The organism is Rhizobium sp. TRM95796 (assembly GCF_025779995.1).
GTDB lineage: Bacteria > Pseudomonadota > Alphaproteobacteria > Rhizobiales > Rhizobiaceae > Rhizobium_E.
In genome coordinates this window covers 19619-40398 of record NZ_JAOXHE010000009.1, presented here as the reverse complement: position 1 = coordinate 40398, position 20780 = coordinate 19619, and the positions used below count along the sequence as shown (strand labels likewise).

General features: G+C 62.2%; 19 protein-coding genes. 11 read left to right on the top strand and 8 right to left on the bottom strand.

All coding sequences use genetic code 11. The annotated features are described in order from the left end of the window. The first annotated feature begins 40 nt into the window (after positions 1 to 40). The 3 genes from OCK01_RS18595 to OCK01_RS18585 are packed head-to-tail and all read left to right on the top strand — an operon-like array spanning position 41 to position 3715. A complete protein-coding gene (locus OCK01_RS18595; RefSeq protein WP_263825217.1) occupies positions 41 to 1252 on the top strand; it encodes a glycosyltransferase family protein in 1212 nt (403 codons plus the stop codon). Between the two features lie 58 nt (positions 1253 to 1310). Continuing rightward, positions 1311 to 2555 carry a glycosyltransferase gene (locus OCK01_RS18590; RefSeq protein WP_263825216.1) on the top strand — a complete coding sequence of 415 codons (1245 nt, stop codon included), beginning with the start codon at positions 1311 to 1313 and terminating at the stop codon, positions 2553 to 2555. Continuing rightward, entirely contained in the window at positions 2552 to 3715 is a 1164-nt protein-coding gene (locus OCK01_RS18585) for a glycosyltransferase family protein (protein ID WP_263825215.1), read from the top strand. Before OCK01_RS18590 ends, OCK01_RS18585 begins: the two co-directional genes overlap by 4 nt. Before the next feature lie 9 nt (positions 3716 to 3724). Here OCK01_RS18585 and OCK01_RS18580 read toward each other — a convergent pair whose 3' ends face one another. After that, entirely contained in the window at positions 3725 to 4390 is a 666-nt protein-coding gene (locus tag OCK01_RS18580; protein WP_263825214.1) for a class I SAM-dependent methyltransferase, read from the bottom strand. A gap of 303 nt (positions 4391 to 4693) precedes the next feature. Here OCK01_RS18580 and OCK01_RS18575 point away from each other — a divergent pair, with 303 nt between their 5' ends. The 3 genes from OCK01_RS18575 to OCK01_RS18565 all read left to right on the top strand — a co-directional run bounded on the left by OCK01_RS18575 (position 4694) and on the right by OCK01_RS18565 (position 8926). Next, positions 4694 to 7408, top strand: a complete 2715-nt coding sequence (locus OCK01_RS18575; protein WP_263825213.1) for an ABC transporter ATP-binding protein — start codon at positions 4694 to 4696, stop codon at positions 7406 to 7408. Between the two features lie 45 nt (positions 7409 to 7453). Next, a complete protein-coding gene (locus tag OCK01_RS18570; protein ID WP_182829714.1) occupies positions 7454 to 7915 on the top strand; it encodes a cyclic nucleotide-binding domain-containing protein in 462 nt (153 codons plus the stop codon). Between the two features lie 105 nt (positions 7916 to 8020). Next, complete coding sequence (locus OCK01_RS18565; RefSeq protein WP_263825212.1) at positions 8021 to 8926, top strand: MBL fold metallo-hydrolase; 906 nt, start codon at positions 8021 to 8023, stop codon at positions 8924 to 8926. 12 nt (positions 8927 to 8938) lie between these two features. Here OCK01_RS18565 and OCK01_RS18560 read toward each other — a convergent pair whose 3' ends face one another. From OCK01_RS18560 to OCK01_RS18550, 3 genes are read right to left on the bottom strand one after another with little or no spacing between them, the layout of a single operon-like run. Continuing rightward, complete coding sequence (locus OCK01_RS18560) at positions 8939 to 9667, bottom strand: polysaccharide deacetylase family protein (RefSeq protein WP_263825211.1); 729 nt, start codon at positions 9665 to 9667, stop codon at positions 8939 to 8941. 3 nt (positions 9668 to 9670) lie between these two features. Then, entirely contained in the window at positions 9671 to 10762 is a 1092-nt protein-coding gene (locus OCK01_RS18555) for a glycosyltransferase family 4 protein (protein WP_263825210.1), read from the bottom strand. A 50-nt stretch (positions 10763 to 10812) separates the two neighbouring features. Next, entirely contained in the window at positions 10813 to 11193 is a 381-nt protein-coding gene (locus tag OCK01_RS18550; RefSeq protein WP_263825209.1) for a winged helix-turn-helix transcriptional regulator, read from the bottom strand. Between the two features lie 102 nt (positions 11194 to 11295). Between OCK01_RS18550 and OCK01_RS18545 the strand changes: the two genes are divergently transcribed. Then, positions 11296 to 12309 carry a zinc-binding alcohol dehydrogenase family protein gene (locus tag OCK01_RS18545; protein WP_263825208.1) on the top strand — a complete coding sequence of 338 codons (1014 nt, stop codon included), beginning with the start codon at positions 11296 to 11298 and terminating at the stop codon, positions 12307 to 12309. Between the two features lie 41 nt (positions 12310 to 12350). Here the strand turns inward: OCK01_RS18545 and OCK01_RS18540 are convergent, their stop codons facing one another. Continuing rightward, on the bottom strand, positions 12351 to 12899 hold the full coding sequence (locus tag OCK01_RS18540) for a cysteine hydrolase family protein (protein ID WP_263825207.1): 549 nt from the start codon (positions 12897 to 12899) through the stop codon (positions 12351 to 12353). Positions 12900 to 12993: 94 nt separating this feature from the next. On the opposite strand from OCK01_RS18540, the gene OCK01_RS18535 reads away from it, so the two are divergent. Next, positions 12994 to 13971, top strand: a complete 978-nt coding sequence (locus OCK01_RS18535; RefSeq protein ID WP_263825206.1) for a GlxA family transcriptional regulator — start codon at positions 12994 to 12996, stop codon at positions 13969 to 13971. Between the two features lie 3 nt (positions 13972 to 13974). Here OCK01_RS18535 and OCK01_RS18530 read toward each other — a convergent pair whose 3' ends face one another. The 3 genes from OCK01_RS18530 to OCK01_RS18520 are packed head-to-tail and all read right to left on the bottom strand — an operon-like array spanning position 13975 to position 16055. Then, positions 13975 to 14247 (bottom strand): hypothetical protein, encoded by a 273-nt coding sequence (locus OCK01_RS18530; protein WP_263825205.1) that lies wholly within the window; start codon positions 14245 to 14247, stop codon positions 13975 to 13977. Positions 14248 to 14300: 53 nt separating this feature from the next. Then, a complete protein-coding gene (locus OCK01_RS18525; RefSeq protein ID WP_412179034.1) occupies positions 14301 to 15374 on the bottom strand; it encodes an ABC transporter substrate-binding protein in 1074 nt (357 codons plus the stop codon). A gap of 27 nt (positions 15375 to 15401) precedes the next feature. After that, positions 15402 to 16055 carry a TetR family transcriptional regulator C-terminal domain-containing protein gene (locus OCK01_RS18520; RefSeq protein ID WP_263825204.1) on the bottom strand — a complete coding sequence of 218 codons (654 nt, stop codon included), beginning with the start codon at positions 16053 to 16055 and terminating at the stop codon, positions 15402 to 15404. Positions 16056 to 16385: 330 nt separating this feature from the next. On the opposite strand from OCK01_RS18520, the gene OCK01_RS18515 reads away from it, so the two are divergent. The 3 genes from OCK01_RS18515 to OCK01_RS18505 are packed head-to-tail and all read left to right on the top strand — an operon-like array spanning position 16386 to position 20777. Further along, a complete protein-coding gene (locus OCK01_RS18515) occupies positions 16386 to 18005 on the top strand; it encodes a phytoene desaturase family protein (RefSeq protein WP_263825203.1) in 1620 nt (539 codons plus the stop codon). Beyond that, entirely contained in the window at positions 17992 to 19554 is a 1563-nt protein-coding gene (locus OCK01_RS18510; protein ID WP_263825202.1) for a phytoene desaturase family protein, read from the top strand. The genes OCK01_RS18515 and OCK01_RS18510 overlap by 14 nt, the downstream gene beginning before the upstream one ends. After that, positions 19551 to 20777 carry an aminomethyltransferase family protein gene (locus OCK01_RS18505; protein ID WP_263825201.1) on the top strand — a complete coding sequence of 409 codons (1227 nt, stop codon included), beginning with the start codon at positions 19551 to 19553 and terminating at the stop codon, positions 20775 to 20777. Before OCK01_RS18510 ends, OCK01_RS18505 begins: the two co-directional genes overlap by 4 nt. Positions 20778 to 20780: the final 3 nt, after the last annotated feature.

Below are 20780 nucleotides of genomic sequence, written 5' to 3'. Positions count from 1 at the left end.
CCCGCAGAATAGTCGCGTTTGCCGGATTGGGCGCCGCAGCATGACCCGCCGCCTCGAAGACGCTCGTATCCTGATGTACAGCCACGACACGTTCGGCCTCGGTCATCTCAGACGTTGCCGGACGATCGCCCATTCGCTGGTCGAAGACTATCGAGGCCTGCAGGTGCTGATCATTTCCGGAGCCACGATCGCCGGCGCCTTCGACTATCGCGCCCGCGTCGACTTCGTCAAAATTCCGAGCGTGATCAAGCTGCGCAACGGCCAATATGAGTCCATGGATCAGCACATGGACCTGCACGACACGCTGCAGATGCGCAAGTCGATCATCCGCCACACTGCCGAAACCTTCCAGCCGGACATCTTCATCGTCGACAAGGAACCGATGGGGCTCGAAGGCGAGGTGGAGGAGACCCTCGCGCTTCTGAAGGCGCGCGGAACGACATTGGTGCTGGGCCTGCGCGAGGTCATGGATTCGCCGCGGCTGCTTCAGGTGGAGTGGGAGCGCAAGGGCGCAATCCCCAAGATCGCCAGATATTACGACGAAATCTGGGTGTACGGCCCGCCGGATTTTTACGATCCGCTTGTCGAACTGGACGTGCCCGAATCCGTTCGGAAGCGAATGAATTTCGTCGGGTTCCTGCAGCGCAACGTGCCTAGGGAGGAGCTGCCGGGTCACAAGCCCGAGGGGGACTATATACTGGTGACCACCGGCGGCGGCGGCGACGGCGCCGAACTCGTGCACAACGTGATTCACGCCTACCAGCAGGATCCCGAGCTTACTCATCGCGCGCTGATGGTGCTCGGCCCCTATATGCCTGCCAAGAAACGCCGCAAGCTGATCCGCAAGGGCCGTTCCGTTCCCTATCTCGAAGTCATCGAGTTCGACAATCGCATGGAAGAGCTGGTGGCCGGCGCCAAGGCGGTCGTCGCCATGGGCGGCTACAACACCTATTGCGAGATCCTGTCCTTCGACAAGCCGGCGCTGATCGTGCCGCGCGTCCAGCCGCGCGAGGAACAGTTGATCCGCGCTCAAAGGGCCTCCGAGCTCGGGCTCGTCGACATGCTTTTGCCCGAGCAGGCGGAGGATCCGCTGCTGCTCGCCGCCAAGCTCAAATCGCTGCCGACCCAGCCTGCGCCCTCCAAGCGCGCTCAGGCCGGATTGCGCCTCGAAGGTCTGCCGCGCATTTCCGAGCTCGTCGGCCGGATTTACGATCGCAGGCAGCCGAACCGGCTGATGCTGGTCAAAGGGTGACGTGGGGGCCGCGATGGTTTAATCCCTCCGGCCGGGCTTGCGAAAACATCGAGGCGTCATGAACCGTCGGAAAATCGTCGTCATTCTGAAAGGCTATCCGCGCCTTTCGGAAACATTCATCGCACAGGAGCTTCTCGGCCTCGAACAGGCTGGCTTCGAGTTGGCGCTGGTGGCCATGCGCCGACCGACCGACAAGAAGCGGCATCCGGTGCATGACGAGATCCGCGCGCCGGTTTTCTATCTGCCTGAATATCTGCATGAAGAGCCCGTCCGGGTCGCCAAGGGCCTGTTGAAGAGCCTTGGCAAGCCGGGCTTTCGGACAGCGCTCGGCGCATTTCTGCGCGATCTGCCCCGCGACGTCAGCCGCAACCGCTTCCGGCGCTTCGGCCAAGCCGCAGTTCTCGCCGCCGAATGGCCGGAGGGATTTACCTGGCTGCACGCGCATTTCATCCACACGCCCGCATCCGTCGCCCATTACGCCAGCCTGATCACCGGCATCCCCTGGACCTGTTCGGCCCACGCCAAAGATATCTGGACGTCTCCGGACTGGGAACTCACGGAAAAGCTGATCGCCAATCGCTGGACGGTAACCTGCACCGAGAGCGGACATGCTCATCTGAGCCGGCTCGGCGGGCCGCAAGGCGATGTGCATCTCAGCTATCACGGGCTGGATCTGGCCCGCTTCGGCCCCAATGACACGCTGCGGTCTTCGAGGAACGGCTCCGATCCCGCCGATCCCGTGCGCATTCTCAGCGTCGGCCGGGCGGTCGAGAAAAAGGGCTTCGATATCCTGATCGAGGCGTTGAGCCGCTTGCCGAAAGATCTGCAATGGCGTCTCGATCACATCGGCGACGGCGAGAAGCTCGCCGGCCTGAAAGCCCAGGCGGAACGGGTTGGCGTCGCCGACCGCATCCATTGGCGCGGCGCGCTGGACCAGACCGACGTTCTCTCGGCTTACAGGACGTCCGACATTTTCGCGTTGGCCTGCCGCATCACCAGTGACGGGGATCGCGACGGGCTTCCCAATGTGCTCGTCGAGGCGTCGAGCCAGGGTCTCGTCTGCGTGTCGACCTCGATATCGGGCGTGCCGGAATTGCTGACCGACGGCGAGAACGGCTTCATGACGCCGCCGGAGGATCCGGGCGCGCTGGCGAAAGTTCTGGAGCGCGCCATTCGCGATCCCTCCCTGCGCCATAGGCTCGGCGCGGCCGCGGAGCATAAAGTGCGCAGTCGTTTCGATTTTCACACCAGCATCGCCCAGCTTTCGGCTCTGTTCGAGCGCGCCTGGAAGGCTCCGTCATGACCGAGACGCCGTTTCGTGGTGATCGCCCCCGCGTAATGTTCTATGTTCAGCACCTGCTGGGCATCGGCCATCTCGCGCGCGCGAGTCGAATCGCCAGCGCTCTGGCGGACGATGATTTCGATGTCGCCATCGTCACCGGCGGTTTGCCCGTGCCGGGTTTTCCGCCTCCGGATATCAGGCATATCGCGCTGCCCGCGATCGCCACGGGTGACAAGGGCTTTTCCGGGCTGGTTGACATCGATGGACGCCCCGTCGACGATGACTTCAAGGCGGCTCGCCGCGACCTCTTGCTGGCAGCCTATCGCGATTTCGCGCCCGATGTGCTGGTGACGGAAGCTTTTCCGTTTGGACGACGTCAGGTCCGGTTCGAGCTTCTGCCTCTGCTGGACGAGGCCGCCGCCTCGGCCAGGCGACCGCTGATCCTGGCGTCGATCCGCGATCTTCTGCAGGAGCGGGCCAAACCGGGGGCCAATGAAGACACGGTGGCGTTGATCGGGACCTATTTCGATGCTGTGATGGTCCATGGCGACCCGCGCTTCGCCAGACTCGAGGACAGTTTTCCGCTGCAGAGCGAAATTGCCGACAAGGTCGTCTACACCGGTCTCGTCGCCGCGCCGCCGCCGGCGCCCGCAACTGAGATCTACGACATCATCGTCTCCGCGGGCGGGGGCGCTGTTGGATCGGAACTCGTCAGGGCGGCCGTCGGCGCCAGCGCATTGCTGCCGATGGATCTCCGCTGGTGCGTCATTGCCGGGCCGAACCTGCCCGAAGTTGATTTTTCCGAACTGTCTCGCAGCGCTTCGGCGAATGTCGGGATATTCCGGTTTCGCAAGGATTTTCCCAGCCTGTTGACGGGGGCGCAACTGTCGGTGTCCCAGGCCGGCTACAACACGGTCTGCGATGTGCTGCGCGCAGGGGTTCGCTCGCTGCTCATCCCCTTCACCGCAGGCGGCGAGACCGAGCAGACCGCACGGGCCCAACGCCTTCGGGAGCGAGGCCGCGCGTTGATGCTGACCGAAGCCGAATTGAGCGTTGAGACGATGCGCGCCTCGATCGAAAAGGCCTTGACCGCGCCGGCCGGCGACCTGCCGGATCTCGATCTGGACGGCGCGCGCGGCACAGGAGCCATCATTCGTCATCTGCTCGAGAAGCGTCGTTGACGGGAGCGGTTACACCTCGCCGATCAGCATGAAGCGCGTGTATTTCTTCTGCGGCAGAGATCCGGCATAGAGGACCGTCGAAAGCCCCGCCTGCGCCTCGAACGCTTCGAGCGAGGCGACGCAACTGATATGGGTCGGCTCGCTGAAATAATCGTTGGACTGGAGCAGCACGCGCGCGCCCTTCGGCAGCAAGTCGAGCCAGGCCCTGAGATCGGCGATATGTTCGCAACTCGTATTGACCACGAGGTCCGCTCTATGATCGCGATAGGGAAGGGCGTACATATCCTCGGTCACGGCGTCGAAACGGTCGGCCCATGCCCCGTTCAGAGTGCGGGCCACAGGTCCGACGGTCTCGTCTATATCGACGCTGACGATTTTGCCGATCGTGAAGCGCGGATCATCGAACAAGATCCCCGCAAACACCCCGTACCAACCGCCGAGAACGAGAATAGAACCGATGTCGCCGCCAAGCGTGTCATAGACGGCGTCGCGAGCCCAGGTCTTGCAGGCGACCTGTTTGTGGTTGAACGCCACGTCGATCTCGGCTTCCGGATGGCGGGCTGCGACCTCGGCCAGCCCCTGCATGAGAGTGCTTCGCGTATAGGCGTTTACGCCGCGCAAGAGATCGAAAGCGGCTTCGCGCGAAAACGAAGCGGTGTGCTGCTGACTTGTCATGGGACCTGTAAATTTGGTGGTGCAAGTTGATGTTTTGCGTCTTATGAATAGATAGGCGGCGGGCATGGCTTCGCTAGAGGCCGGGCGGGATTTAATGGAGGGGCGACGTTGAGACCATGCGGCGACACCGGTCCTGCGCGTTGTGGACCAACGGCCAGAAGCGTCACATCGGGAAATGAGATGGCGCTGAAGCCTCGACTTTGCGCGGCCGTCGGCCAGATCGTGGAAGACGCTCACGCGGCGATTCGTTGCGTAGGGGGCTCACGCGATACGTTGTCGGCCGTGTCGCACTAAGGAGCATTCGTGGAAAAAGGTCTGCTCTCCTACATCTGGAACAACACCCGAAAACAACAGCTGTGGATTCTGCTGGTCGTCGCAGTGTCCATGGTGCCTTACTTCCTCTCCTTCGACCTGCCGAAGCAGATCGTCAACGGCCCGATTCAGGGCGACGGTTTCGAAGGCGCCGGGGCCAGGCAGATGTTCATGCACATCGCCTTCGATCTTCCCTATTTTGGAGAAGTCACGCTGTTTCCGGGAGTCGAGCTCGACCGTATGTCGATGCTGTTCGCGCTCAGCCTGGTCTTTCTGCTCCTCGTGGTGATCAACGGTCTCTTCAAGCTTTACATCAATACCTATAAAGGCCGGCTCGGCGAACGATTGCTGCGCCGCATTCGCTTCGACCTCATCGACAAGGTGCTCAGATTTCCGCCCGGCCAGTTCAAGCGGGTCAAAGGCGCGGAAGTCGCCAGCATGATCAAGGACGAAGTGGAGCCGCTGGGCGGTTTCACCGGGGACGCCTTCGTATCTCCCGCCATGCTCGGCGGCCAGGCGCTGACAGCGCTGATCTTCATTCTGGTGCAGAATCTCTGGCTCGGCATCGTTGCGGCGCTGATGGTCGGCATTCAGGGCTTCATCATTCCGCGCATGCGCCGCCGGCTTCTCGTTCTCGGCCGGGAGCGGCAATTGACGGCGCGCGAACTGTCCGGCCGCGTCAGTGAAATCTTCGACGGCATCCATACGATCCGGACATACGACACGTCGAACTACGAACGCGCCGACGTCGCCGAGCGGCTCGGCAAGATCTTCAAGATCCGTTACGACCTCTACCAGTGGAAATTCCTCGTCAAGTTCATCAACAACTTTCTCGCATCCGTAACGCCGTTCCTGTTCTATTCGATCGGCGGCTATCTGGCCCTGAAAGGCCAGTTGGACGTCGGCCAGCTCGTCGCCGTCATCAGCGCATACAAGGATCTTCCCGGACCGCTGAAGGATCTCATCGACTGGGACCAGACTCGCCAGGACGTCCAGGTCAAATATGTGCAGGTCGTCGAACAGTTTTCGGTGGACGACATGCTCGAGCCCGATATCCAGAAGCTGGCGCTCACCACTCAGCCGCTTGCCGACGCCTCGATCGCGGCCGCGAATCTCTCGCTCGCCGACGACAGCGGCGCTCAATTGCTCACCGGGGTGTCGACGACGATACACGCCGGCGAAACGGTGGCGTTGGTCGGCTCGGCTGCGGCGGGCGGCGAGGCTCTGGCCGAAGCGCTCGGGCGCATTCTCTGGCCGGCGACGGGGCGAATCCTGTTCGGCGGCGAAGATATCCGTCTCCTGCCGGAATCGGTCACCGGTCGTCACATCACCTACGCCGCCTCCGACGCGTACATGTTCCAGGGCACGCTGAGGGACAATCTGCTCTACGGGCTCAAACATGCGCCGCTGGCCGAGGCCGTCTACGATGAGGAGGCGGCCAAATACAGGAAATGGGCGCTCGCCGAAGCCAAACAAGCCGGCAACCCACTCTATGACATCAATGGCGACTGGGTCGACTACCGCGCCGCCGGCGCGAGCAGCCCAGAAGATCTGGCCGAGCAAGTCGCAGAAATTCTCGACGCCGTGCAACTATCGAAAGATATTCTCGATCTGGCGATCCGCACGACGGTGGATCCGGCGCGCTATCCCGACGTCGCCGAGCGCATCGTCGACATTCGCCGGGCCTTGCGCCAGGAACTCGAACACAACGGTCTCAAGGATCTCGTCGTCTACTTCGAGCCGAACAGCTACAACACCGAAGCGACCGTCGGCGAAAACTTGCTGTTCGGCACGGCCGTCGGTCCCGAAATGACCGGCGCATCGCTCAGAAAGAACAAATACTTCCTGTCCTTCATGCGCAGCACCGGACTGGATCTGACCTTCTACAAGATCGGCTTCGCGATCGCGGAGAACGCGGTCGATCTGTTCGGAGATCTGCCGCCCGACCATCCCTTCTTCCAGCAGCTGACCTTCATGGCCGCAGACGAGGTGCCGGAATACCAGCAGCTCCTACAGAGGCTGCGCGGCAAGCGCTTCGAAGACGTCGCCGATGACGACCGCGTCCAAATCATCCGGCTGACCTTCTCCTATATCGAGCCGCGGCACCGCTTTGGTCTGCTGACCCGCGAACTGATGGCGCGTATCGTTGAAGCGCGGCACGAATTCTACGCCGGTCTGCCGAAAGAGCTTACAGGCGCCTTGGAGCGCTACGACCCCCATAAATTCATGCTCGCCGCCAATCTGATGGACAATGTTCTCGTCGGCCGCATCAGCCACCAGCATCCCGACGGGGCCGAGCGTATCCGCAAGATCCTGGCGGAACTCCTGCATTCGCTCGGGCTCTATGAGCGGGTTCTTTCGATCGGTCTGGACTACAATGTCGGGGCTGGCGGACGAAGACTGACGATGGTCCAGCGCCAGAAGCTCAATCTGGCGCGCGCCGTAATCCGTCGCTCGACTTGCTATGTGCTGAATGCGCCGATCGCCAGCCTCGATGCGCGATTGAAGAACCAGATCTTGCGCAGCGTGCTGCAACTGTTCGAAAGGCGAGGAGACAAGCCCACGGTGATCTGGGTCCTGTCCGACGCGTCGATGGCGGAGTTGTTCGACCGGATTCTGGTTTTTGACAGAGGAAAGCTCGTGGAGGAGGGATCACATGAGGCGCTCTTGGAAAATAACGGCATTTTTAAGGAGCTTGTGTCATAAAAGCGTTCATGCTCTGATGCTAACCGCGCGTCCGTGAAGGGAGCCATGATGTTACAGGACGAAGTACAGAGTTTGAGGCAGGTTCCATTGTTTTCGCGGGTAGCGCCGTCGAAGCTGAAACTGTTGGCCTTCGCGTCCGACCGGGTGAATTATCGTTCGGGCGAGGAGTTGTTCCATCAGGGCGACGCAGGAGACGCCGCCTATGTCATTCTGTCGGGACGGGCCGACATCCTGACAGATTCCCCCAATGGGGAGATCAAGGTGGCCGAACTGGCCTACAACACCATCGTCGGCGAAATCGCAATTCTGTGCGATATCACCCGCACCGCGACCGTTCGCGCTTCTGCGCCCATGGAGGCGCTGCGCATCCGCAAAGACGTGTTTCTCAAGCTGATCGCCGACTATCCCGACATGGCCATCGAGATCATGCGCGTGCTGGCCGACCGTCTCAACAGGACGACGACGGAATTAACGGAAGCGCGCAGCCAGATCAAAAGCGTTCATTAACCGCATGAAATTATCGTAAGGCGGGCGGAACAAGATGATCTTTGCTCGCATTCGCCTATTTTATGCGCTAGCCTTCCAGAACTTGGGAAAAGGGAATGCTTACGAATGGCAGTAGCGAATTTCGTTGGCAGGAAACTGGATTGTCGGCCGGGCGGTAGCCTCGACGACGTCCGGCGCGGAGCCACAGACACAAAATTCAGACTGCGCGCCTGGGGCGTTCGCGGCAGCCTGCCGGTGTCGGGTCCCGAATTCCAGCACTATGGCGGCAACACGATCTGTATCGAGCTGCAGTGCGGCGACCACAGGCTGATGTTCGACGCCGGCTCGGGCATCCTGCCGGCGGGCAAGGCTCTTCTGGCCGAGGGCGCCTCGGAATGCCAGTTGTTCTTCAGCCACTGCCATTACGATCACATCATCGGGCTGCCCTATTTTTCTCCCATCTATGATCCTCGCTCTTCCGTCACGGTATGGTCGGGCCATAGCAGCGGCAAGATGACGACGCGGGACATGATCACCGAGTTCATCCGGCCGCCATGGTTTCCGATCGAGGTGAAAGCTTGTCGCGCCAATCTCAGCTGTCGGGATTTCATGCCGCATGACGTCTTGCAGCCCTATCCCGGCGTCACCATCCGCACCGGCATGCTCAATCATCCCGGCGGGTCGATCGGCTATCGGGTCGAATGGCAGGGACGGGTGGTGGCGATCATCACCGACACCGAGCATGTTCCCGGCGTGCTGGACCCGGAAGTCCTGGCGCTGATCGAGGGCGCCGATCTCTTCCTCTACGACACCAGTTATACCGACGAGGAAATGCCGACCTATGTCGGTTACGGTCATTCGTCCTGGCAGCATGGCATTCGCCTGGCGCGCGCCGCCGGCGCCCAGCGCGTCGGCTTCATCCACCACTCGCCATTGCGCACAGACAAGGCGTTACGGGCGATCGATCACATGGCGGCGGAAAATTTCCAGGGCGCCTTCTCGGTCTGGGAAGGCCAGGTCATCGACGTCTGAAACTGACCCGTCTTACTGCGCCGCCGCATCGACCCAGGTCGCGCCTGGGTGATTGTCGACTGTGTCGATCAAACGCGCCAGGAATGTCCATGCCTTCTCGTCATGGACGAGATGATGGCTCAGGAAGCCCATGACGCCGTCGCTGTCGCGCAACGCCTTCAACCGGATCGTGATCTCTGTCAGCAGGGGCGCATCGTCGCGGCCGCCCCGCGCGCCATGCCAGTCCATCAGATCGACATGGGTGTTGACGAGCTTGATCGGAGCAGACTTTTCGGGGCCGAACACGCTCAAGGACTGAAATCCCAGGCGGTGTAGCTCGGTCGTGATCTCGGGCGAGATTCGGTTCCACGGCGGCACGAGCATCGACACATGCCGGTCCGGATAGAGCGTTTTCAATTTTCCGAGGCCCGCTGACAGCTCCTCCAGCACATCTTCCCGCGGGCGGTGAAGGCCCAACTCCTGTTTTTTTTCTCCCGCGCTTGAATAGCTGCGATGAGACCAGCCGTGAACCGCGACGGACAGGCCGGGCGTCGCCGACAGTCGCTCGGCCAGCGCCACGCCGGTGTGTTCGGGAATGACGGCGAGCGTCGCAGGCAGACCAAGGTCGGCCGTCAGCCCGATCAGTCGCTCCAGCGCCGGTGTCGGCTCGACGGCGTCGTCGTCGCGCAACCAGAACGGCGCGGTGCGGCCCTCATCTGCCCAACGGGTGAGCTCGTCGTTCAGCACGGTCCAGGTGGTCATCGTTCAGTCCTTATGGACATGGGTTTCGAGTATATTGCCGAGACGCGCGGTGGCCGCCTCGAAAGAGCGTTCTTCGCGGGCGAAGCGGGCCGCGCCTTTCGCCAGAGTTGTGCGTCTGCTCTCATCGGTCAGTAGCGAGCGAATCGCCGTCGCATAGGCGGTGATATCCCCCGGCGCCGTTAAAAGACCGGTCTTGTCGGCGATCACCACTTCCGGCACGCCGCCGTCATTCTGGGCCACGACGGGAATTCCCGCGGCTTGCGCTTCGAGATAGGTGAGGCCATAGGCCTCGCGGCAGCCGGGCCAGAGGAAAATAGATGCGCGCGCCATCATCGCCGCAAGATCGTCTCGCGCCTTCAGTCCGTGAAACATCACGCGGTTCGCCGGGAAATGCGCGAAGGCCGCCTCGACCGTCTGCCGCATCGGTCCATCGCCGACGATGTCGAGCCGCCAATCGAGGTCTCCCAATTGTTCGAGGGCGGCGGCCAGCATCAGATAGCTTTCCAGTTTGTTGCCATCGCGCATCATCGCCGCCGTGATGAGCCGGCCGCGCTCCGGAGTCGCTACCAAAGAGATCGGCAGCCGCTGGTCCAGGAACGGCGGCAGCATGGCTGTGATGGTAGACGGGGTAATATCGATCAGCCCCTGTCGGTCACGGCCGGTGAAACAGATATTGACCGCGGCGAGATCGAGGCCCTTTTTCACCAGCGCCTGGCTGTCGGCCCAGGCGCCGATATTGCGTCGCTCGGAATAGGAGCTTTCGGCCGTCACATAGGCCATGCCGAACTCGCGACAGAGGGGTGGGCCGAGCAGGTCGGGCGACTTGTAGTAGGGGTGGTAGCAGAAAAACAAATCAGGCGCTCTGTGGTCGCGCCAGAGTTTTGCGATTTGGGCTCGCTCCGCTGACGCCTGCTGGACGAGATCGGCATAGCGTCCAGCGTCGGGCTCCTTCAGATAGGTCCGCAGGGCGGAGATGACGGAGACCTGGTGACCAAGGGCCTCCAACGCCGATAGCAACAGCAGCGCCATCAGCCTGTCTCCGGAGGGGACGGGGTGATCGACGGGCTTCAGCGGCGCATGGAAGGCGATCTTCATTCCCTGGATCTAGGACTGCTCCGGCAGTGGGTCAAGCGCAGCTTCTGAGTTCAGGCGGCGCGCTCAACGGCATCATCCTCGACTATCGGCTTTCCGAACCGGCCGATATTGACGTCGCCCCAGGCTTTCAAGGCGGTGAGGATGGGGACCATGCTCTCGCCGAGCGGCGACAGCGAATATTCCACTTTCGGCGGCACGACGGCATAGACCTTGCGGATAATGAGCCCGTCTTCCTCCAGTTCGCGCAGCTGATTGGTGAGCATGCGCTGGGTGACGCCGGGGATGTGACGCTTGAGCGCGTTGAAGCGCAATGTTCCACTCATCAGATGAAACAGAATCACCGACTTCCACTTGCCGTCGATCAGCGCGATGGCGGCCTCGACGGAACAGCCGGGGCTGCAGTCGAAACGTGAGTGGCGGGCCTTGGCCATGACAGTATCCTTTTCGACACTATACGCGAATCTTGTGCGTATTTGCATTTCGGGTAGTTAAGCGCACATAGCAGGTCATTCAACCACGTTCAGGAGCAGATCATGAAAGCCATAGGATATCAGCAGGCCGGACCTATCGATCGAGACAATGCGCTGGTCGATATCGACCTGCCCAAGCCCGTCCCGGAAGGCCGAGACCTGCTGGTCGAGGTCGCGGCGGTGTCCGTCAATCCCGTCGACGCCAAGGTGCGGCGGTCGGCCACGCCGGCGTCGGGTGACTGGAAGGTGTTGGGCTGGGACGCCGTCGGGCGCGTTGCGGCCAAAGGGGAGGCAGCGACGGGTTTCGAGATCGGCGACGCCGTCTATTATGCAGGATCCATCGCCAGAGCGGGCTCGAACAGCGAATTTCACCTCGTCGATGAACGCATCGTCGGCCGCAAGCCTGAGAGGCTCGGCAATGCCGAAGCCGCCGCCTTGCCGCTGACGGCCATTACCGCCTGGGAAATGCTGTTCGACCGGCTAGATATTCGCAAGACGGTTCCGGGCGGGGCGCCCGTCATCTTGATTATCGGCGGCGCCGGCGGCGTAGGATCGATCGCGATCCAGCTCGTCCGCGCCTTGACCGATCTCACCGTCATCGCCACGGCGTCGAGACCGGAGACGAGGGCCTGGACGCAGGAGCTCGGCGCGCATCATGTCGTCGATCACAGCCGGCCGCTCGCGCCGCAGATCGCCGAACTGGGACTTGGCGCACCGTCCTATGTCTTCTCGACCACGGAGACGCATCGCCATGTAAAGGATGTCGTCGAACTCATCGCGCCGCAGGGCCGCTTCGGACTGATCGACGATCCCGAGGCGCTCGATGTCATGGGCTTCAAGCGGAAGTCAGTGTCCGTTCACTGGGAGCTGATGTTCACCCGCTCGCTGTTCGAGACGCCCGACATGGCGCGGCAGGGCGAGTTGCTGTCGGAGGTGGCGCGCCTCGTCGATGAAGGACACGTCCGCACCACGTTGACCGAGGTGCTGTCGCCGATCAATGCGGCCAATCTCAAAACCGCCCATGAACGGATCGAGAGCGGCCGGTCCAAGGGCAAAATCGTGCTCAAAGGCTTCTGAAAAGGCGCGGCCCGGAGTCGTTCCGGGCCGCGTTCCCGGCGTCAGGCGGCCAGATAATCTTCGGTCGATACGACCTGAGCATAAGCAAAGGCGAGCGCCGACATCATCGCCGTCTGCACCTGTTCGGCCGGCGTCGTCTCGCCTGCGAATTCCAGGTCGAGCGTGGCGGTGGCGTCGTGGACGACCGTGACCGTATAGCCGTAGTCGGAGGCGGCGCGGGTGGCGGCGTCGACGCACATATGGCTCATCGCGCCCGTGATGGTTACAGACTCTATACCGGCCTCGTCGAGCTTGGCCTTCAGGTCGGTGCCCAGAAAGGCGTTGATCTGCTGCTTGACGATCTTGAGCTCGCCGTCCTTGGGCGCAACTGACGGATGGATTTCGACGCCCTCGGTGCCGGACGCGAAGAATGGCGCGTCGGCTTCGGCCGAGACATGCTGGACATGCACCACGAGGTCGCCCTTTCTGCGCGCGGCTTCCAGCAGACGGGCGGCGTTGGCGGCGGCGGCTTCGGTCTTGTGCAGCGGGAACTTGCCGCCCTCGAAATAGTCGTTCTGAAGATCGATCACGATCAACGCGGTCTTGCTCATGGAAATCTCCTCATGCTGTTCCGCTTGCGAAACTAGCCGCGCCGGCGCAGATTGCCATTGGCGGAAGTGACAATCTGAGAGGCAATTCGGACAGATGAACTGGCGTGGCGCGGCGCATATCGGCATCCTCACCTATCCCGGCGCGCAGATGTCCGCGGCTTTAGGTCTGGCCGATCTTTTCATGGTGGCCGGGGACCTGCTAGCGGAACGTCGACCGGAGGCGTCGCCGCATCTGATTGTCAGCCGACTCGTCTTCGACGTCCAAAGCGGCGCGGTGACAGGATTTCCTCTCGGCACAGAAACCCTCACCGCACTCCTGCTGCCGCCGAGCCTTGGGGATCCGCCTGTTGGCTCCAATCTCGATCCGCTGCTGCCGTGGCTCAGGGCCAGGCGAGACGAAGGCTCGGTTCTAGCCTCGGTCTGCGCGGGCGCCTTCCTTCTGGCGCGGGCGGGACTGCTTGAGGGCAAGCCGGCTACCACGCATTGGGCGCTGGTCGATGACTTCCGCGCCATGTTTCCCGAGATCGCGCTCCAACCGGACCGGTTGCTGGTGACATCAGGCGACATCATCACGGCTGGCGGGTTGATGGCGTGGACGGATCTCGGTCTGCTCATCGTCGAGCGACTGTTCGGCGCGGAAGCGATGATTGAGACCGCGCGCTTCCTGCTGATTGATCCGCCGGGTCGGGAGCAGCGCTACTACAGCGATTTCAAGCCGAACCGGGGGCATGGCGATCCGAATATTCTGAAGGCGCAGCAATGGTTTGACAGCAGGCTTTCATGTGAGGTTTCCGTGGAGGAAATGGCCGGCGTCGCCGCGCTGGAGCCAAGGACTTTCCTGCGCCGCTTCCAGAAGGCGCTTGGCATGAAGCCGATCGAATATTGCCAGCAGATGCGCGTTGCGGAGGCGCGGCGACGGCTGGAGACCAGCGCCGCCAGCATCGACCAGATCGGCTGGGAGTGCGGCTATCGCGATCCCGCTTCCTTCCGCAAGATCTTCCTGAGGATCGTCGGCTTGACGCCTGCCGATTATCGCCGCCGCTTTCATGGCGGCGAGATGGCGCTCGCCTGAGCGTCAGGCGCTCAGACGGCCCCAGTCGGAATTCCAGGTCACGCCGTCCGTCAGTTCGATGAAGACGGGCGCATCTGGCCCTTCCGCCAGCCTGTTGCCGGCGAGGCGGAAGGCGATCTCCGGCTCGAGTTCTTCGGTCGGAAACAGCGTGTCCGTTTCACCTTCTTCTGCGACCTCGCGCAGAAAAGCGCGTATTTCTCCGCCGGAGCGATAGAAGCGGATCACGAGGGCGCCCTCGGGCGTCACGCCTCTGATAAAGTGCCGGTATTCAACCATCGGCGTCCTCCTTTTCCGCGCAACGGATGGAGCGCGCCGACGGTTCCGGCGCGTCAGTAACCCGCCTTGATCTTTTCGAATTCGGCGATCATCTTTTCGCGCAGCACGATCGGTAGTGGCGACTGGAACAACGTGTTCGAAACAAAATTGCCGACATCGGCATAGCCCTTCGCCTTGAGAATAGCGGGATCGACCACGGCCATGCCCCTGGCGTTGGAATGACCATAGCCCCAGGAATCGACGAGATAGGCGGCGATGTCGGGGTTGCTGACGGCATTGAGGAAGTCATAGGCGTTTTCAGCCGGAGCCTCGCCGCCCTTCAGCTTTACATAGCCGCAGACCCAGGTGGAGTGGCCCTCGGCAGGATTGGCGTTGGTCGCCACCGGCTGGCCGTCCTTCTCCAGCGTCGTGGCGGTCTCGTTCCAACCCCACGCGAGATCGACTTCGCCGCTCGCCATGGCCTGGCTCAGATCGGTGTTCTCCGTCCAGTAAAGACGGACATTCTTGTGAACCTCACGCAGGAAGGCGGAAGCCTGTGTGAACTGCGCGTCGGTCATCTTGGACCAGTCCTTGAGGCCGATGGCGAGGCTGGCCAGCGCATAGGCGTCGTCGACATTGTCGCCGATCGAGATCCGATCCTTAAACTTGGGATCGGCGAAAGCTTTGAGCGTTGCCACCTCCTCGGGTTTGACCGTGTCGGTGCGGTAGATCATCAATGAATTGCCCCATTCGAACGGCAGGAACCAGGCTTTGCCGTCGGCGGACGTCATCAGGTCCTTCATCGCTGCGATGCCGGGCAGCACATCGTTCCAGTTGGCGAGCTTTGAGGTGTCCAGCGGTTCGATGAGACCGGCGTCGCGCCACTTTACCACGCTTTGCGAACAGGGATGGGCGAGATCGGCCTTGAAGCCGGAACGCAGCTTCTGGAAAGCTTCTTCTTCGTCGCCGAAAAAGGTGAAATCCGGTTCGTCGCCATGCTTTGCGGTATAGGCGGGATGAAATGCGGGGTCCTCGTAGCCCGACCAGTCGAAGACGGTGAGATCGGCGGCGAAGGCCGGGATGGCGACGCTCGCGGCGATCGTCGATGCGAGGGTTGATAGTCCGATCCTGCGAAGCGTTTTCAACATGCTCTTCCGCCTTTCCTTTGTTTGAAACTATGTCTTGATGGGGCCTTCTCTGCCGATGTGCTTCGGGAAGAAGCCGACGAGGCACTCGATCGCCGCCTTGTGCGCCGCCTCGCGGGTGAGGCCGTCGCTCATCATCAGGCGCAGCCACAGGCCTTCCATCGACGAGCAGATGGCGAGCGCCGCCGAGTCCGCGTCATAGGCGTAGTCTCCCTCGGCCTTCATCTCGGCGCAGAGATCCTCGAAAGTGCGCTGATATTTGAGATCGCGGGCGCCGCAGAGCGCCTGGTAAGTGGGCCTCGACTTGGCCTCGCCCCAGAAGGCGCACCAGGCGGCGAGCTTACGCTTGGTGGTCATCCGCCGGTCGAAATCCGCCGCGACCAGCGCCCAAATCCGCTCGGCGGCGCTGGGCCCCGCCTTTTCCAGGGCGTTCGACCAATGCTGGGCATATTCGTCCGCCATGAATTGCAGCGTGGCGATCAGCAGGTTTTCCTTGCTCTCGAAATGGAAGTTGACGATGCCGCGCGACAGTTTTGCCCCGTCGGCGACATTGGCGAGCGTCGTCTCGGCATAGCCGCGCTTGGCGAGCGAATCGATCGTCGCTTCGATCAGTTGCTGCTTGCGTATTTCCTTGGAAGCCTTGCGGCTCTTCTTTTCGCCCGCCATCGGCTCGGCAGTATCCATCGTAATCGTCCGCGTTGCGCCCGCCGGGCGCATGGCGCGCCCCGCTCTTTCGTATCTATGCATCTGAGGCGCATAAGCGAGGCTCCTGTCAAGCCGATGCGCGAAGGCGGCGCGGATCGGCCGCCGCCGCCGTATGGGCGCTCCGCCGAAGCTTGGATGTTGCGCATGCGCCGAGCGGCTCATTCCAGGTCCCATCGCCGTTCTGTCTTCTGTCAAAAATCTTAGCGCGATTTCATGGCTTTGCAAGATGCTTGCTGAATGATCATTCAAAATATATGGACAAGCCTATGGCGTTCATGCATCTTTTTGATCACTTCGGTGGGGATGCTGATGAAGAAATATGATGTCGTGGTGATCGGCGGCGGCCATAACGGGCTTGTCGCGGCCTGCTATCTGCAGCGGGCGGGGCTTCAGGTCGCTGTTGTCGAGAAGAATGACTGGGTGGGGGGCGCCGCCACTTCGCGCAAGCTGGCCGACGAGGTGTTCTACTCGAATTGTTCCTATGTCTGCTCGCTGTTCCGGCCAGAGATCATGCGCGATCTCGAATTGCCGCGCTTCGGCCTGCAGATCGTCGCCTATGAAGGCGGCGCGGTGCTGACGCGGGACGGCGGCTATCTCTCCTCCTATCGCGATCATCACCGCCACCGGCGGGAATTCGCCCGCTATTCCGCCCGCGACGCCGAGGCCTATGACCGCTACGCCCGTGACGTGACCAGGCAATGCCGTTTCATCCAGCCGTTGTTGATGCGGACGGCGCCCGATCCCTTCTCGTTCCGGCCACGCGATATTGGCGAATTGCTGTTTCTCGCCCGCAAGGTCGGCGATATGAGCGCCGCCGAATTTGCCCGGACGACGCGTTTCTGGACGATGTCGATCGCCGATTTTCTCGACGAATATTTCGAGACCGAGGTCATCAGGGCCTATCTGGCGATCTCCGGCATCATCGGCACGGCGCTCGGGCCGATGTCGCCAGGCACGGCCTATGTGCTGCTGCATCACTATATGGGCGAAGTCGACGGCTCCGTCGGCGCCTGGGGCTATGCGCGCGGCGGCATGGGCGCGATCACGCAGGCGCTGTCCGCCTCTTTCCAGGCTGCCGGCGGCGACATCCGGACAGGGGCGGAAGTGGACAAGGTCATCATCCGCAATGGCGAGGCCGAAGGCGTGGCGCTCGCCAATGGCGACGAGGTGAGGGGCCGCCTTGTTTTGTCCAACGCCGACGTCAAGCGCACTTTCCTCAAGCTGGTGGACGAAAAAGAGCTTCCGGAGCGCTTCGTGCATCGCGTCAAGCATTTCAAGATGCGCGGCTCGTCGGGTAAGGTGAACATCGCCCTCGACGGACTTCCGGACTTTCCGGCTCTGCCGCCGGGCTGCCATGCCATCAAGGGCGATCTGCATTTCACCGACACAGTCGAGCGGATCGAACGCGCCTATGACGACTGGAAGGACGGCCGCTGGTCGGCTGATCCCTTCCTCGACGCGATGATCCCGACCACGCTCGATCCGACCATGGCGCCGCCCGGCAAGCATTTCATGAGCTGTTTCGTGCAATATTGTCCGCCCAAGGTGGAAGGCCGCGACTGGACCAACGCCGACCGCGACGCCTTCGCCGAAACCGTGATCTCGCAGATCGCCGATTATTCGCCGGGATTCCGCGATCGTATCCTGCATATGGAGGTGCGGACGCCGAGGGAACTGGAAGCCGAAGTCGGCCTGACGGAAGGCAATATCTTCCAGGGCGAACTGACCTTTGACCAGTTGCTCTTCAACCGCCCGGTGCCGGGCTACGCCCAATATCGAAGCCCGGTGAAAGGGCTTTATCTCTGCGGCTCTTCCACCCATCCCGGCGGCGGCGTGATGGGCGCGCCCGGCTACAATGCCGCGGCCGAAGTGCTGCGCGATCTCAAACTGCCCCGCACCCATATGAGCCCGGCCCATGACATCCTATGACACAATCATCATCGGCGGCGGCCATAACGGCCTGGTCGCTGCGGCCATGCTGGCGAAATCAGGGCGCAGCACCGTCTGCATTGAGGCCTCCGACCGGTTCGGCGGCGGCGCCGTCACCCGCGAGTTCCATCCGGGATTCCGGGTCAGCGGTCTCGCCCATCTCCTCAACCGGCTCGCGCCCGAGGTCGAGCGGGCGCTGGGTCTCGATCTCTCGCGGCTAGGAGGTCGGCTGGCGTCGACGGTCGCTTTGGGCGCCGATGGCGAGGCTGTCATGCTCGACGGCGCCTATGGCGAGCGGTTGCGAGGCGTGAGCGACGCAGAGGCAGGCAAGTTCGCGGAATTGCGGACGCTGTTGCTGTCGCAGGCGGGAATTCTCAAGCGCTTTCAGTCGCGCCGTCCGCCGATGCCAGGAAAGTTCGCGGTCGCCGACATCGTCGATTTTGGATTGGCGGGACTGTTGCTCATCCGGCATGGCCGCGATTTCGGGCGCGACTTCGCCCGGATGCTGCTGATGAATGTCGCCGATGTCCTTGACGAGCATCTGACCGACGACAGGCTGAAAGGGCTGCTGGCCTTCGACGCCACGCTCGGCGTTCATCTCGGCCCGAGATCGCCGACCTCGCTGATGGGGCTCTATTATCGGCTGGCCGGCGAAAGCCTGGGCGCGGCAGGCGGACAGATCGTGCCGAAGGGCGGGATGGGCGCGGTGACGGATCTGCTCGTTGCGGCTGCGAAGTCTCACGGAGCCGATTTGCGAAGCGGGGCGCGGGTCAGTCGTATTCTGACAAGTTCGGACGGCGTAACCGGCGTCGAACTTGCCGACGGCGCAAGGCTTGTCGCGCCAGTTGTCGTCTCGGCCATTCATCCCGGCGTGGCGTTGGGCGGCCTGCTGTCGCCCGGAGAGGTCGATACCGGCCTGTCCACCGCGATCCGCAAGATCCGCAGTAAGGGCGATGCCGCCAAATTGCATCTCGCGCTCGATCGCATTCCGGATTTCACCGGCATGGCGCGACAGGATCTCTCGGGGCGGCTGGTGATCGCGCCATCGATCAATCAGGTGGAGCGGGCGTTCAATCCGGCCAAATATGGCGAGTTCTCCCCCGAGCCCGTGATGGAAATCGTGCTGCCCAGTGTCAGCGATCCCACTATGGCGCCGGGGGGCAAGGCGAGTTTATCGGCCGTCATCCAGTTCGCGCCCTATGCGCTCAAGCAGGGATGGGAAACAGGGCGCGCAGCGTTTCTCGATCGCGTCCTCGACCGGCTTGAGGCCCATGCGCCGGGGCTGAAATCCTCCGTGCTCGCCGCGGAGCTTCTCGTTCCGCCCGACATCGAACAGATCTATGCGATGCCCGGCGGGCATTGGCATCATGTGGAATTGCAGGTGGATCAGATGCTGTTCAACCGACCGGCTTACGGCGCTTCCGGTTACGATACGCCCGTTTCGGGCCTGTTCCTGGCCAGCGCGGGATCGCATCCCGGCGGCGGGATTTCCGGTCTTCCGGGTTACAACGCCGCCCGGCATATCCTGTCCAAGGGAGGCGTGCGATGACGCAGGCGCTCTCGCAGAACGCTTTGGCGCGCAGCCGTGGGCATGCGCTCGTCAATCTGGAGCCGACGCCTTTCCTACCCAGGCTCGAAGCCCTGTCGATGGAGAATGACTGGTATTCCTGGTCCGGCTTCAAGGCGCCCGGGTCGATCGACGACGAAGAACTCGAATATTTCGCGATCCGCTCGACAGCCGCTTTGTTCGACATCTCGCCGATGACGAAATATCGCATTCGCGGGCGCGACGCCGAGGCTTATCTCAACCGTCTGACCCCGCGCGACGTGCGCAAGCTCAAGCCGGGGCGGGTGCACTACACCGCCTGGTGCGACGATTTCGGCCATGTGCTGGATGACGGCACGCTGTTTCGGCTGGGATACCAGGATTTCCGCCTGTGTTCGCAGGAACGGCATCTGCCGTGGCTGCTCGACAGCGCGGTGGGTTTCGATGTCTTGATCGAGGATGAAACCACTGCTGTGGCGGGCCTAGCGCTGCAGGGGCCGACGTCGTTTGCCCTGCTGTCCGACGCGGGTTTTTCAGGCGTCGAGCGGTTGAAGCCCTTCGACATCGGCAGTTTCGCCCATGCTGGCCGCGATGTGCTGATATCCCGCACCGGCTTCACCGGCGATCTCGGCTATGAATTGTTCTGCGCTGCAGACCACGCTTTGTCGCTCTGGGATCGGCTCTGGGAACAGGCGGATCGCCATCGGTTGCGCGCCATCGGCTACCATGCGCTCAACCGCACCCGCATCGAGGCGGGCTTCATCGTCGCCAATGCCGATTTCGTGACGGCGGAGACGGCGTTGCGGGAGGATCGGCTACGCCTGCCCGACGAGATCGGCCTGGACTGGATGGTCGATCTGGACAAGCCCAATTTCAACGGACGCCGCGCCATTCTCGCGGCGCGGCGCGACAAAACGCTAAAACACATGCTGGTGGGACTCGAAATCGACGGCAATACGCCCGCGCCGCTGGCGCTCATCTATCACCGCAAGAAGAAGGAAGCGGGCCTGATCACCGCCTCGGTCTGGTCGCCGCTTCTCAAGAAGACCATTGCGATCGCCAGTCTGCGTCGTCCCTATGGAACCGAGATCACTGGCGATCTCTGGGCGGAAATCTATGCGTTGAACGAACTCGGCTACACCAAGATGATGAAGAGCGTTCGGATCGCGCCGCGCCCTTTCATCAAGCTGTCGCGTCGCACCGCCACCCCGCCCATGCGGACATAGGAT

What these genes read in the sequence shown, in the direction of transcription:
- OCK01_RS18590 (WP_263825216.1), top strand. Translation starts at nt 1,311, where the DNA reads ATGAACCGTCGGAAAATCGTCGTCATTCTGAAAGGCTATCCGCGCCTT.
- OCK01_RS18570 (WP_182829714.1), top strand. Translation starts at nt 7,454, where the DNA reads ATGATGTTACAGGACGAAGTACAGAGTTTGAGGCAGGTTCCATTGTTT.
- OCK01_RS18520 (WP_263825204.1), bottom strand. Translation starts at nt 16,055, where the DNA reads ATGGATACTGCCGAGCCGATGGCGGGCGAAAAGAAGAGCCGCAAGGCT.
- OCK01_RS18585 (WP_263825215.1), top strand. Translation starts at nt 2,552, where the DNA reads ATGACCGAGACGCCGTTTCGTGGTGATCGCCCCCGCGTAATGTTCTAT.
- OCK01_RS18555 (WP_263825210.1), bottom strand. Translation starts at nt 10,762, where the DNA reads ATGAAGATCGCCTTCCATGCGCCGCTGAAGCCCGTCGATCACCCCGTC.
- OCK01_RS18565 (WP_263825212.1), top strand. Translation starts at nt 8,021, where the DNA reads ATGGCAGTAGCGAATTTCGTTGGCAGGAAACTGGATTGTCGGCCGGGC.
- OCK01_RS18540 (WP_263825207.1), bottom strand. Translation starts at nt 12,899, where the DNA reads ATGAGCAAGACCGCGTTGATCGTGATCGATCTTCAGAACGACTATTTC.
- OCK01_RS18560 (WP_263825211.1), bottom strand. Translation starts at nt 9,667, where the DNA reads ATGACCACCTGGACCGTGCTGAACGACGAGCTCACCCGTTGGGCAGAT.
- OCK01_RS18535 (WP_263825206.1), top strand. Translation starts at nt 12,994, where the DNA reads ATGAACTGGCGTGGCGCGGCGCATATCGGCATCCTCACCTATCCCGGC.
- OCK01_RS18525 (WP_412179034.1), bottom strand. Translation starts at nt 15,374, where the DNA reads ATGTTGAAAACGCTTCGCAGGATCGGACTATCAACCCTCGCATCGACG.
- OCK01_RS18545 (WP_263825208.1), top strand. Translation starts at nt 11,296, where the DNA reads ATGAAAGCCATAGGATATCAGCAGGCCGGACCTATCGATCGAGACAAT.
- OCK01_RS18505 (WP_263825201.1), top strand. Translation starts at nt 19,551, where the DNA reads ATGACGCAGGCGCTCTCGCAGAACGCTTTGGCGCGCAGCCGTGGGCAT.
- OCK01_RS18530 (WP_263825205.1), bottom strand. Translation starts at nt 14,247, where the DNA reads ATGGTTGAATACCGGCACTTTATCAGAGGCGTGACGCCCGAGGGCGCC.
- OCK01_RS18595 (WP_263825217.1), top strand. Translation starts at nt 41, where the DNA reads ATGACCCGCCGCCTCGAAGACGCTCGTATCCTGATGTACAGCCACGAC.
- OCK01_RS18510 (WP_263825202.1), top strand. Translation starts at nt 17,992, where the DNA reads ATGACATCCTATGACACAATCATCATCGGCGGCGGCCATAACGGCCTG.
- OCK01_RS18580 (WP_263825214.1), bottom strand. Translation starts at nt 4,390, where the DNA reads ATGACAAGTCAGCAGCACACCGCTTCGTTTTCGCGCGAAGCCGCTTTC.
- OCK01_RS18515 (WP_263825203.1), top strand. Translation starts at nt 16,386, where the DNA reads ATGAAGAAATATGATGTCGTGGTGATCGGCGGCGGCCATAACGGGCTT.
- OCK01_RS18550 (WP_263825209.1), bottom strand. Translation starts at nt 11,193, where the DNA reads ATGGCCAAGGCCCGCCACTCACGTTTCGACTGCAGCCCCGGCTGTTCC.